This window comes from Micromonospora sp. LZ37 (assembly GCF_059359015.1).
Window position 1 is genome coordinate 697,290 of the sequence record NZ_JCADBL010000002.1, and the last position, 12,077, is coordinate 709,366.

The 12,077-nt window shown below is 72.8% G+C and carries 12 protein-coding genes; 8 read left to right on the forward strand and 4 right to left on the reverse strand.

What is annotated here, in order from left to right; all coding sequences use genetic code 11:
* Nucleotides 1-41 precede the first annotated feature (41 nt).
* Complete coding sequence (locus AC5L3Z_RS07460) at nt 42-1,244, reverse strand: erythromycin esterase family protein (RefSeq protein ID WP_494840542.1); 1,203 nt, start codon at nt 1,242-1,244, stop codon at nt 42-44.
* A 58-nt stretch (nt 1,245-1,302) separates the two neighbouring features.
* On the opposite strand from AC5L3Z_RS07460, the gene AC5L3Z_RS07465 reads away from it, so the two are divergent.
* The 3 genes from AC5L3Z_RS07465 (at nt 1,303) to AC5L3Z_RS07475 (ending at nt 3,886) form a co-directional block, all read left to right on the forward strand.
* Complete coding sequence (locus AC5L3Z_RS07465; protein ID WP_494840543.1) at nt 1,303-2,091, forward strand: TioE family transcriptional regulator; 789 nt, start codon at nt 1,303-1,305, stop codon at nt 2,089-2,091.
* A 75-nt stretch (nt 2,092-2,166) separates the two neighbouring features.
* Entirely contained in the window at nt 2,167-3,351 is a 1,185-nt protein-coding gene (locus AC5L3Z_RS07470) for a HEAT repeat domain-containing protein (RefSeq protein ID WP_494840544.1), read from the forward strand.
* 103 nt (nt 3,352-3,454) lie between these two features.
* Nucleotides 3,455-3,886 (forward strand): hypothetical protein, encoded by a 432-nt coding sequence (locus AC5L3Z_RS07475; protein WP_494840546.1) that lies wholly within the window; start codon nt 3,455-3,457, stop codon nt 3,884-3,886.
* Between the two features lie 82 nt (nt 3,887-3,968).
* Here AC5L3Z_RS07475 and AC5L3Z_RS07480 read toward each other — a convergent pair whose 3' ends face one another.
* Nucleotides 3,969-5,081, reverse strand: coding sequence for an MFS transporter (locus AC5L3Z_RS07480; RefSeq protein WP_494840548.1), 1,113 nt, complete (start codon nt 5,079-5,081; stop codon nt 3,969-3,971).
* A gap of 623 nt (nt 5,082-5,704) precedes the next feature.
* Between AC5L3Z_RS07480 and AC5L3Z_RS07485 the strand changes: the two genes are divergently transcribed.
* Nucleotides 5,705-6,118 (forward strand): nuclear transport factor 2 family protein, encoded by a 414-nt coding sequence (locus AC5L3Z_RS07485; protein WP_494840550.1) that lies wholly within the window; start codon nt 5,705-5,707, stop codon nt 6,116-6,118.
* A 257-nt stretch (nt 6,119-6,375) separates the two neighbouring features.
* On the forward strand, nt 6,376-6,834 hold the full coding sequence (locus AC5L3Z_RS07490; protein ID WP_494840551.1) for a phage holin family protein: 459 nt from the start codon (nt 6,376-6,378) through the stop codon (nt 6,832-6,834).
* 97 nt (nt 6,835-6,931) lie between these two features.
* On the opposite strand, the gene AC5L3Z_RS07495 is transcribed toward AC5L3Z_RS07490, so the two are convergent.
* A complete protein-coding gene (locus tag AC5L3Z_RS07495; RefSeq protein ID WP_494840553.1) occupies nt 6,932-7,528 on the reverse strand; it encodes a hypothetical protein in 597 nt (198 codons plus the stop codon).
* A 19-nt stretch (nt 7,529-7,547) separates the two neighbouring features.
* Nucleotides 7,548-9,737 carry a hypothetical protein gene (locus AC5L3Z_RS07500; protein WP_494840554.1) on the reverse strand — a complete coding sequence of 730 codons (2,190 nt, stop codon included), beginning with the start codon at nt 9,735-9,737 and terminating at the stop codon, nt 7,548-7,550.
* Nucleotides 9,738-10,044: 307 nt separating this feature from the next.
* On the opposite strand from AC5L3Z_RS07500, the gene AC5L3Z_RS07505 reads away from it, so the two are divergent.
* The 3 genes from AC5L3Z_RS07505 to AC5L3Z_RS07515 all read left to right on the forward strand — a co-directional run bounded on the left by AC5L3Z_RS07505 (nt 10,045) and on the right by AC5L3Z_RS07515 (nt 12,065).
* On the forward strand, nt 10,045-10,635 hold the full coding sequence (locus AC5L3Z_RS07505; protein ID WP_494840555.1) for a TetR/AcrR family transcriptional regulator: 591 nt from the start codon (nt 10,045-10,047) through the stop codon (nt 10,633-10,635).
* A gap of 133 nt (nt 10,636-10,768) precedes the next feature.
* A complete protein-coding gene (locus AC5L3Z_RS07510; protein ID WP_494840557.1) occupies nt 10,769-11,788 on the forward strand; it encodes an alcohol dehydrogenase catalytic domain-containing protein in 1,020 nt (339 codons plus the stop codon).
* A 37-nt stretch (nt 11,789-11,825) separates the two neighbouring features.
* A complete protein-coding gene (locus tag AC5L3Z_RS07515) occupies nt 11,826-12,065 on the forward strand; it encodes a hypothetical protein (RefSeq protein ID WP_494840559.1) in 240 nt (79 codons plus the stop codon).
* The last annotated feature ends 12 nt before the right edge of the window (nt 12,066-12,077 follow it).

Consider the following 12,077-nt stretch of genomic DNA (forward strand, 5'->3'; position numbering starts at 1 on the left):
CTTTGAGGGCGAGATCGAGCTGTTGCTGAAGCTGGGGAAGGCTAGCTCCGCCGGGCGTCCTTGACGAAGACGATCCCGTCGTGGCTGGCCAGGTGCGCCGGATCCAGCGGTGAGTAGCCGTACCAGGGGGACACACGGGGGGCCGGCGTCGCCTCGGCGAGCGCGGCGGCCAGCCGGCGGGCGTCGACCAGGCACCGCTGCTGCCCGAGCGCGTACAGCAGCCCCTCGACGGTGTCCGGGGGCGGGGCGTCCACACCGTGGTGGCCGATCGTGCCGAGGGCCGTGGCCAGGAAGGCGTACCCCTCGCCCAGGTGGGCGCTCACGATCGCGCCGGCGCTCCACCACTCCAGCGGCAGGCCGCCCATCCGCATACTGCTCTTGTCCCGCTGCAGATGGCTGTTGTGGGCGTTCACCAACGTGGGGCCCCGCTCGGCGAGGGCGAGCAGGTTGGCGGCCATCATCGAATCGCGCAGCGCGCAGAGCCAACCCATGCGGCTCGGTGACGTGTCGGCCATCCGGAAGTGGTACCGCAGCAACCCGATGGCGGTACGTCCGTACAGGCGTGCCCGGTCCCAGTCGTCCGCAGAGGACGCCGCGATCAGCTGTGGCGTCTGCGCCTCGAGCAGCGCCACCAGGTCGTCGGCGAGCAGCCGCAGCTGGTTGGCCTCAGGCGTCTGCCCCACGGACTGCGACGGGTCCCACATCGCGGCGGGACTGGTCCACCGGTCGTCGGTGCCGAGCAGGCGGTCGAGCGTTTCCGCGGTGCAGGGAAGCAGGTCGACGTCGACCCGGGTGGTGAGGTAGGCGTGGAGTGCGGTGATGGCCTGCCGGGGGCTCGCCGCCCCGGTGATCTCCAGCGGGCCGTCGAAACCGGCGAAGCGGAGCTGCTCGGACGCCGGCCGGCCGTCGTTGTACGCGCGCATCCAGCGCACCAGCTCGCGGTTGCCCGCGAAGGCGCCCCACTCGTGGCTGAAGCCGCGCTCCATGACCTCGTCGAGGACGCCGGTGCCCGAGGTGACGTAGTCGTCCACGACCAGGCCCGTCATGCAGTCGCTCTCGATGGCGATCGTCCGGTAGCCCTCCTGCTCGACGAGTTGCCGGAACAGTTCGTTTCGCAGCTCGAGCAGCACGTCCTCGCCATGGGTGGGCTCGCCCAGGGCGAGCAGCCGCGGCCTGCCCGGGAGCAGGCCCATGACGGCAGCAGCGTCGACGACATGGGCGGCGGCGGTGATACCAGCAGTCATGCCCTCAACGGTATCGTTGAATCACCGGTGGAAACTTCTCGTCGATATTGGCAGGACAGTGGGGCGAAACCTTCAAAGCGGCGGACAACTCAGGCCGGTCGACCTGGCGCGAGCGCACGGTCTCTCCACGCAGGCGATCCGCAACTACGAGGCGGCCGGGATCCTCCCGGCCGCTGAACGCACCGCACACGGCTACCGCACCTACACCCCGCGGCACGCGCAAGCCCTGCGCGCGTTCCTGGCTCTCGTGCCCGGACACGGCCACCAGACGGCCACGGCGATCATGCAGGCGATCAACCGGGACGCCACCGCGGACGCGCTCCGACTCATCGACGAGAGCCACGCCCAGCTGCTCGACGACCGCCGCACCCTCCAGGCCGTCGAAGCCGCGCTCCGCGACCTCGAACCCGTACCGCCGGAACGCGGGGCGATGTTCGTCGGCGCCCTGGCCAGAAGACTCGGCGTCCGCCCGGCCACCCTGCGCAAATGGGAACGCGCCGGCCTGGTCCAGCCGCGCCGCGACCCGCAGACGGGCTACCGGGTCTACAGCGCGGCCGACGTACGCGACGCTCTGCTCGCCCACCAGCTCAGGCGGGGCGGCTACCTGCTCGAACAGGTCGCCCCGCTGATCGCCCAGGTCCGTTCCGCCGGAGGTGTCGCGCCGCTGGAGTCGACGCTGCGCGACTGGCATGCCCGCCTCTCGGCCCGAGGCCGCGCCATGCTCACCGGCGCCGCCGCACTGGACGCCTACCTCGAGTGCCGGCCGACCCCGCCCCGAGACAGACCGAGCGACCACGCCACCGCGTCGTCAACCACGGACCCGATCCGGCCACCCCACTCCCCCTGATCGTCCTCGCCAACGACCGGGCGCGACGACCGGTGCGGGGTTCCACCGCCGGTCGTCCTGTGGCATCGTGCCCGGATGATCGACAGTCGCGCGGCGTTGGAGGCCGTGGTCCGCCACGCCGTGGAGCTCGAGGACGACTACGACGACATCGCGCCAACCCTCAGCGCGCTGGCGGCGTGTGGTGACAGCACCTTGGCACCCCGGCTGCACGAGGCCCTCGAGGTGTTCCTCGACGAGGAGAACTTCTACGGTCGCGACCTGATCGCCGGCGTCCTGGCCGGAGTCCAGGGTGTGGCGGCGCTTCCGGTGCTGCTGCGCGCCGCGGCCCGCGATCTCGGCGATGACCAGGACAGCCTGCGGACTGAGATCATCGAGCTGCTGCACGCCGACCGGGCGGCTGGCCGCCGCGCGGTGCTGGAGTGCGTCACGGGTGATCGGCCCGAGCTGCGCCGGGTGGGGCTGTGGGCGCTCGGATTCGTGGTCGAGGCAGAGGATCTCGAGCTGCTGGCCGCAGCCGCGGCTGACGTCGACCCGGAGGTGAGGTCCAGGGCAGTCGGCGCGATTCCTGACCCGGCCGGCGACGACCGGGCCTTTCGCGTGCTTGTGCAGGCGCTGCGCGACCTCGACGAGAAGGTACGGGTGGCGGCGGTCAGCCGGCTCGGCCACACCGGCCGGGCTGACGCGGTCGCGTCGCTCGTTGCCCTGTCCGCCGACCGGGCGCCCCGGGTGCGGTCCATGGTCGCGTACGCGCTGGGGCGGCTCGGCCGCGCCGAGGCGACCCCGGCCCTGCTGCGGCTGCTCCACGACCCCGAACGACAGGTCCGTGCGTACGCCGGAGAAGCCCTCGGCTCCGTCGGCGGGCCGGCCGCGGTCGACGCGCTGATGGCGCTGGCTGCCGACGATGACCCTCAGCTGCGCATCCAGGCCGCCAAGGCGCTCCCGAAGGCGGCCGACTCGGATCCCCGCGTGACGCCGGGGGTCAGGGTGCTGGCGGCAGACGACGAGGTGGCGGTACGAGCGGCCACCGTCAGCGGAATCGCCAGCGCAGGTGGCAGGCCAGGGCACTGGGAGCAGCTCCTGGTCGAGCTGGCCGACGATCCGGACCCGACCGTCCGGCAACGAGTCGCCGCTGTGGCGCGACACCTCGGGCCCGACACTGCCGCGGGCATCCTTCAGCGGTACACCCACGACCCCGACCAGGCCCTGCGCCGGCTCGCCGCCACCGAACTGGCCCGACTGGCCGACCCCACCGTCCGCTGAGCCAGCCACCACCAGCCGGTGGCCCACGGCTGAAACGCGACAGCCGCTGGTCGAGCTGCTACGACGCATCGCCGACGAGGCCGGCCGCCGTAACCTGGCAGGCGTGCTGCCGATCGTGCTTGACCGGTACTTCCGGCCCTGGGCCTACAACGTGGGCCACTCGCGCCTGGTCATCCGTTCCTGGGCGGGCACGGACGACGAGGAAGACGTGGCGGTGTACTTTCGCGGCGTACTGGCCGTTCAGCTCCGCTCCTCGTACCGGCCGCTGGTCCTGGACCACGCCGGGCCGGCACAGCGCGCGGCGATGATCTCCTTTGCGCAGGTGCCGGCACGCCATCAGGACCGGCTGCTCCACCTCACCGTCTCGTCCGGCTCCACACCCGGCTACGTGCTCTGCTCCTCGGCCAGCGTCGTCGCCATCGACAGGCGGATCACCGCCGGGCGGTTCCCACTTGAACCGCCCGACGGGTCTCGTCGGCTGCACCAGCTCCGGCCCGCCACCACCACCCCGGTCGGTCCGGAGCGGAACGAATGACCAGGTGAGCACAGAGCCCTGGACAGCGGCAGTTGTCTGGGGAGTCGTCGCGGCGAGACAGCCCGGACCCGGTGCCGGGCAGCTACCGGGCGCGCAGCGGTACGACGGCGCTGCACAGGATCAGCACGGTCGCGGCGGCGAAGGTGGCTCCGGTTCCGACGCCGTCGACCAGCACGCCGCCGGCGAGGGAGCCGGCGGCGAGGCTGATCTGCGAGGCGCTGACCAGGATCGCCATCCCGCCCTCGGGTCCGTCGGTGGCGGCCCGCGCCATCCAGGTCTGCAGGATGAGCGGCACCGCGCCGAAGGCCAGGCCCCAGAGGACGACCAGCGCGCTGACGAGCGGCGCGACGCCGGCCAGGGGGGCGAGCAGGGCGACAGCGAACGCGAGCGCGACGGTCGCGGCGACGAACGACCGTCGTACGCCCCGGCCGAGGGCCGCGCCGGCGACGAAGTTGCCGACCAGCCCGCCGACGCCGTACCCGAGCAGCGTCACGGTGATCGCCGGGTACCCGAAGTGAGCGCTCTCCTGCAGGAAGGGGGTGATGTAGGTGTAGCTGGCGAAGTGGCCGAGGAAGACCAGCACGGTGGCGAGCGCGACCCGGCGGACGCCGGAGTGGCGGGCAGCCGCAGTCAGGGTCGCCATGCCCACGCTGGCGCTGGGCGGGAGAGCGGGCAGCAGCGCCACGAGCGAGACCAGGGCGAGCAGGGCGGCGAGGCCCGCACCGAGGAATCCGACCCGCCAGCCGACGAGGTGCCCGATCAGCGCGCCCAGCGGCAGGCTGATCACGGTGGCGGCCGAGATGCCAGCCGTGATCACCGAGGACGCCCGGTGGACGCTGCCGGCGGGCACCAGGCGGACCGCGATCCCGATGCCGAGCGCCCAGAAGCCGCCCACTGCCACACCGAGCAGGATGCGGGCGATCAGCAGGACCTCCAGGTTGGGCGCGACGGCGACCAGCGCGTTGGAGGCGGCCAGCAGGCCGCTCAGAATGATCAGGACGTGCCGCCGGTCCCGCCGCCCCGCGGCGATGGTGACGAGCGGGGCGGTGACCGCGGCGATCAGGCCCGGCGTGACGATCATCAGTCCGGCGGTGCCGGTGGAGATGCCGACACCCGCGCTGATCTGGGGAAGCAGGCCGATCGGCAGGAACTCCGACAGGACGAGCAGGAAACAGAGCACCGCGACGGACGTCACCGCCGGCCATCCGCCGCTCGGCGTCGTGGACGTCGCTCGGGGCGTACTCGAAGGGGCTGGTGCGGCCGGGCCGGCTGGTCTCATCTCTGGTCTCTCTCGGGAGGGTCGGGATCGCGTCGAGCCGGTTCCGCGCCGTGTGCGGCCCGCGAACTCGAGTCAGCGTCACTTCGGCATCTCAGGGCTGGACGGCCGCGTCGCGGCGCCGGCGGTCACCGGGTCGAACCTGCTCGGTGTCGACCCGGCCGCCGTGGTCCTGGCCGCCGTCGGCGACCGGGTGGGGCCTTGCTGGCGCTGCGGCCCGGCAAGAGAGCGGGACGTCCGGCGTCGAGGTGACGCCGGTCGTCCCGCCGAATTCAGTACCGCCTGGTACAAGATTCCAGCGTAGCGGAGCCCGTGGCGGATCCCAAATTCCGTACCGGCCGGTCGGTTGTCCACGACCCCCGGTTTGTCGGTCCGCCACGGACCCGCTAGCATCGGATTACGTACCAGTCGGTACAGATTAGGTACCGCTCCGACCTGTCCCTGGCGCGAAGCCGTCGCTCGAGCAGTCCGCCGAGGGCGCCGGCCAGGGGGCCACCGACGGCCGGTGCGGGGACTACCGCCCCCAAGAGAAGGACATCGACATGATGAACGCGCGTGAGCTGCTGTTGGCGTACACGGGGAACGTTTCGGACCCGGACGCGGCGGCGGAGTTGTTCGCCGAGGACGGCGCGATTGAGCTGCCCTATCTGGAGTCGCTCGGCGGGGGCTGGCGCTTCGAGGGGCGCGAGGGAGTTCGGCAGCTGCTGGTCGGACTGCTGCAGACGGTGCCGACCTTCGGCTTCGACGAGGTGAACATCTTCATCGAGACCCCGGACCAGGTCTTCGGCGAGTGGTCGGTGGAGCGGACCACCGCGACGGGACGCCCCTTCAGCCAGTTGTACATGGGTCGCCTGGTCGCCGAGAACGGCAAGATCAAGCTGCTCCGTGAGTCGCTCGACCAGGTCCGTGCCGCCCGAGCCATGTTCCCCAACGGCGTCGCCGACATCCCCGCCTGACGGCCGACCTCGACACCAGGCCGATTCCGCTGGACAGCGGCGCGCGCAGCCGTGGTCCATCGGCGCGGCGTCGTGACCCGCGCCCGGCATGGGACTCCCGCCGTCTGCACACCGCTCGACGTGACGGCCGGGTTCGCACCGCGAACCCGGCCGTCGTCCGGCGATCGGGGGAAGATCACCTACCCGCGCGGCCGCGCGCAGGTATAGCGGTGATCCCGGCGGGTAAGCGGGTGCCCGCATACGGACGAGGGGGACTCATGGGTGAGGCGGCGGAACGGTCCGCAGGGGCGGTCGGTCCCACCGAACGCCTGGCCGCGGACGTGGCTGCGGTGGTGCGTACGGAGATTCGGGAGGCGCGGACCCAACTGATGAGGGTCGCTCGTCCGACGGGAGTCGGCGTGGCGCTGCTCGCCACGGCCGGCGGGTGTCTCGTGCTCGGAGTCGGGGCTGCCTCAGCGACCGCGCTGCGCCTGCTGGAGACCTTCCTGCCTCGCCGGCTGGCCACCGCCGGACTCACCGGCGGCTACCTCGCGGCCGCCGTCGTGCTGGGACGCGCCGGCCTGAACCAGCTCCGGGCGGCCGGCGGTGGGTCGGCGTGGTTCGCCGACGAGATGCAGGACGTCGTCGCCACCACCGCGAGTCAGGTGGTGCCGGCCGGTGCCGCCGCCGTCCGCGAGGAGCTGGACCGGTGGGGCTCCGGCCGACAGGGCGGCTGACAGACCGGCACCGGCCCGAACCGCGTCGATGCGGGCAGGTCAGCCGGCGTCCTCGGCGGGCAGGTGCCCGGACTGCCCGCCCGTCGGGCAGCGGAGATCATCCACCGGGGGCGGCGAGTACGGACTTCATCGCGTTGCGGTAGTTCATCGACTCTTCGCCGGATCTCATCCGCAGCTCGGACACCAGCGCCGACGACACGTCCGCGGCCGACGGTGGCAGCAGCTCGCACAGCTCGGCCTGGCCGTGCAGCTCGTGCGCCAGCCAGCTCGACCGCCCGGCGGGTGCGGGAACCGCCAGCAGATCGAAGTCGAGCGCGACAGCCAGCGACGCCGCCAGGGACCGACGCAGGTAATCCGGGGCGTCCACGGGCTCCTCGATCAGCGCGGAGATCGCGTCCAGCGCCGACACCACCGCCGCGGCACCTCGCATCCCGCATCCGGCTGCCACGTCCCGCAGCTGCGGAAGTGTCGACCGCACCTGCCGCCGCAGGGCGTCCGCCCTGGGCTGTCCACCGAGTTCACGCCAGACCAGGTAGACCCCCTGGATCCCGTCGGCCCGGTCGGTGTTCGACAGGCCGGCCAGGCGTCCGAAGAAGATCGGCACGACGGAGGACACCCGGTTCACCGCGGCGACCGCGAGGCACCTGTCGACCCGGTCGCGCCGGCCCGACGCCTCCATGTCAGCGATCTCCACCGCCCGGACCCTACCGCCGTCAGCCTCGGTTCCGCTCGCGCAGGCGGTCCGCCAGCTCGCACACCGCCGCGGCGAACCGTGGCTCCGACTCGCAGGGCCAGTGTCCCCTGATCGGTGGCGGGACGCTGTCGCTGACCGGCACCACGACGTCCTCCGGGTCGCGGAGGCGACGGTCGACGGTGCCGCTCGGGCCGGTCACCGGCGGGTCGCCCGGCCGGTGCGGGGCGAAGATCCAGCCGCCGATGGGGTCGGTCTCCCGCCACAGGTTCAGCCAGCGCCAGTCGATCTGTTCACCCACCTGGTGCAGCACGTCCCGACCGAGGTAGGCGGGGAAGAGCCGGGCGTAGAGCCGGTCCAGCGGGGAGCCGTAGGTCAGCAGCGCGACCCGCCGGCGCACCTCGGGCGGCAGTTGCAGCACGGTCGCGGCCAGCAGGACCGAGCCGTGACTGTGCCCGGTGAGCAGGACACCCCGGTGCCGGGCGGCCAGGTAGGAGATCCGCTTCGCCAACTCCGGCACGGCCCGCTCGGCGTAGCAGGGCGGCGCGAACGGGTGGGCCGCCCGGGGCCAGAACGTCCCCAGGTCCCACAGCACGCCGACGTACCGGCGGAACTCCGCCGTCCGGTAGGCGAACAGGCCGCCCACCACCAGGGCGACGACGACGACGGCGATGAGGTAGCTGCCCAGGACGATCACGAAGTTCACGAACCCGCTCGGCACGCCGAGGAAGCGTTCGGCCAGCGGGCTGGGCTGCAGGCCGAACAGCCCCAGCACGCTGGCCCCCAGACCCAATGCGGTCAGCGAGGCGTACGCGATGGCCAGCGGACCGAGCCGTTCGGTGAACCGCGCCCGGGCGACGGTCCTCCTCACGCGCTCCACCCGGGCGGCCGCGCCCGCCGGGGCGTCCGGGAAGTCGGCGGCGACGATCGCCGCCGCGGCCCGGCGACGGCCCCGCCGGGAGAGCAGGACCATCACCGCGCCGACCAGCACCGCGGCCATCGTCGTGAAGAAGAAGGTGGAGATCGCCCACTTGTACGCCAGCGGCGGGGCGGCCAGGTCGCCGGGGCGACCGGTGATCGCCCGCCGGTTGAGGAAGTATGCCGTGCGGTAGATCAGCTCGGCGGAGAGCGCGCCCGCCAGGCCCACCGCGACAGCGGCGATGACCGGCGCGCCCAGGCCACGCAGCAGCGCCGGTCTGGGGTCGCGGTCGGTGCGCCGCCAGAGCGCCAGCACGGCCAGCATGAACAGCAGCACCATCTGGCTGACCAGGACCCAACCGATGAGACGGCCGTATCCGGGCAGCCCGTCGGAGTTCGGCCAGCGGGTCGGTGCGGTCGCGACGAGGACGAGGGTCACCATCGTCAGGCCGCAGGCGGTGGCGCGCAACGCCGAGGTCACCCGGTCGGTGATCTCGCCGGCGCTCGGCCGCTCCAGCAGGGTGGGAGCGCAGAGCAGCGCCGCGCAGGTCGCCAGCACCACGGCGGCGACCGCGCCCAGCCCGATCGTCACCGGGGACGGGCCGGCGGCGGCCAGCGCGACGAGGAGGGTGAGGTCCAGCACCGCGAAGGCGGCAGCGATGTGGATCGCCCGTAACCGGCCCACCATCGGCATGGCGTCCCACTGGCCGACCGCGGCGAGCCGGTCGCCCTCGGGCCCGCCGCCGGGCACCTGGAAGGCGTCGTACGAGCGGCCGGGGCGGGCGCCGAGCAGCCAGACCAGGACGACGGCGGCGATCGGCAGCACGGTGAGCACCGCCAGGCGCAGTCCGACCGGGCGGCCACCCAGCCAGGACAGCCAGGTACGACCCGCGAGGCACTGCGGCGAGGCCATGCACTTCCAGGCGATCAGGTCGAGAGCGACGCCGGCGGCGGAGAGCACGTACGTCAGGGTGAGGTTCAGCGCCAAGAGCCGGCACAGCACCTTTACGCCGTAGCCGGATCCCCGCCCCGAGGGCCGCATCCAGATCGCCACGTTGCTCAGCATGAACGGCAGCAGGAACACCAGGGACAGCGTCCGGGTGGCGGTGCCCGAGGGCAGGTCGCTCCACCGGTACGCCTCCAGCACCACTCCCCCGGGCCCGGAGGCGTCCGGGTAGTCGGGGCGGGGGCGGTAGAAGCCGCCGCTGCGGTCACCGGCCACCTGGTGCACGTGCGGACGGTCGAGCACCAGGGCGGCCCCGGCACCCGAGACGCCGTGGACGCGCAACTGCACGACGTCCTCCGACGCTGTCTGGTCTCCGGAGGGCGGCGACACATCCGGCATAGGCCCGTGAACCCCCGCGGCGCGGCCAGCAGTTCGTGGCGGGTGCCGACGCTCCGCCCGGCACCCGGCTGGCGGCGGTGACTACCCACCCGGGGCGGGGTCAACCGCGCCGACGACCACCGCCCGGGCGCAGACCGGGCGGTGGTCGCTGCGATGGCGGTCACAGGGCTGGCATTTCAAGACGACCGGTCATAGTGTTGTGGCACGTCGCCCGACCGGGCGGTGTCAGGACCACCGCGGTGGGGAGGGCAGGACCATGGGGCGACCCCGATCGTCGGCTTCCGCCGGCACCCGGCAGCGACTCTCCGAGGCGGCGCTGGACCTCTTCCACTCGCGCGGCTACAACGGCACGAGCGTCCAGGACATCGTCTCCGTGGCGGGCGCGCCGAAGGGCACCTTCTACAACCACTTCGCCAGCAAGGAAGCCCTCGCCCTCGACTCGGTGGCCCGGTACTCGGCGGCGATGCGGGTGGAGCTGCTCGACGAGCGGCACGGCGGCACGCCGCTGGAGCGGATCACCGCCCACCTGCGGCACCTCGCCGAGCTCTCCGAGACCACGGGAGACCGCGGCTGCCTGCTCGGCAACTTCGCGGCCGAGGTCCCGGCGCACAGCGACGCCCTCCGCGCGGCGGTGGACGAGCGCTTCACCCGCTGGGTGAGCATGCTGGCCGAGGCCATCGAGCAGGCGCGATCGGCCGGAGAACTGTCTCCGGGCGAGCCGGCGGAGATCCTCGCGGGCTACATCATCAGCGGCTTCGAGGGCGCGGTGGCGCGGGCCAAGGCCGCCGGCAGTCCTCAGCCCGTCCGGGACTTCCTCGCCGTCACCACGGCGCGGCTGCTCACCTGATCTTCGGCACGTCCGCCCGACGCCTCCGGTGGCGGGCGCGGTCCTGTCGCGTATCTGTTCCAAGACGACCAGTCATACGCCCTACGCGGTCCCCGCCGGGCGGCGATCACCCCTTCCACCGAGAGGAACAACCATGTCCACCTACCGCGCCTTCGAGGTCACCGGAACCGAGAACTTCGCCCTGGTCGAGCGGGAGTTGACCGATCCGGCGCCCGGCCAGGTGCGCCTGCGGGTGGCGGCGTGCGGCGTCTGCCACACCGACCACCTCGCCGCGAACGGGCTGCTCCGCGACGACCCCTCGACCCCGATCGTGCCCGGGCACGAGATCGTCGGCGTGATCGACGCGGTCGGCGTCGGCGTGACCGCCTGGCAGGTCGGCGACCGGGTGGGCGTCGGCTTCCTCAACGGCAACTGCGGCGAGTGCGACTTCTGCCGCCGCGGCGACCTGGTGAACTGCTCCGCCCAGCCGCTCACCGGCACTACGGTGGACGGTGGGTACGCCGAGGTCGCCTACGCCAGGGCCAGCGGGCTCGTGCGCATCCCCGACGGCATGGCGGCAACGGACGCCGCGCCCCTGCTCTGCGCCGGACTGACCATGTACAAGGCGCTGCTCGGGCTCGACGCCCGACCCGGTGACCTGGTGGCCGTCCAGGGCATCGGTGGCCTCGGACACCTCGGCATCCAGTACGCCCGCGAGCTGGGCTACCGGGTCGTCGCCATCGCCCGCGGCACCGACAAGGCGCAGTTCGCGGCCGAACTGGGCGCCGAGCACTACCTCGACAGCACCGCCGAGGACCCCGGCGCCGCCCTGCGCAAGCTCGGCGGAGCGGCGGCGATCATCGCCACGGCCGCGAGCGGCGCGTCGATGTCCGCCCTGGTGCCGGGGCTCGCCACCCGCGGCCGGCTGGTCGTCGTCGGTGCCGGCTTCGACCCGATCTCCGTGCAGCCGGCAGACCTGATCTTCGGAACCCGGACGATCAGCGGAAGCCTCACCGGAAGCGCCATCGAGAACGAGGACAACCTGCGGTTCAGCGCACGGCGAGGGGTGCGGTCGATGAACGAGGTGGTTCCCCTGGCCGAGGCGCCCGAGGCGTACGCCCGCATGCTCTCCGGCCGGGCGCGCTTCCGCGTCGTGCTCGACACGCTCGCGTGAGCCCGGCCCCTTCCCAACCACGAGCAGGAGCGACGAGATGAGCGAACTGTTGGACCGGGCGATCGCCGCGCACGGCGGCATGGATCGGTGGAACCAGCTGACCTCCGTCAGCGCCCGGGTGCTCGGCGGCGGCGCCCTCTGGGGGCTCAAGGGCCAGGAGGGCGTGTTGAACGACGTGGTGACGCGGGCCGAGCTGCACCGCCAGTTCAGCGGCACCACCCCGTTCGGCGCCCCCGGGCTGCGCAGCGCCTTCACCCCCGACCGCGTCGCGATCTAGACCGAGACGGGA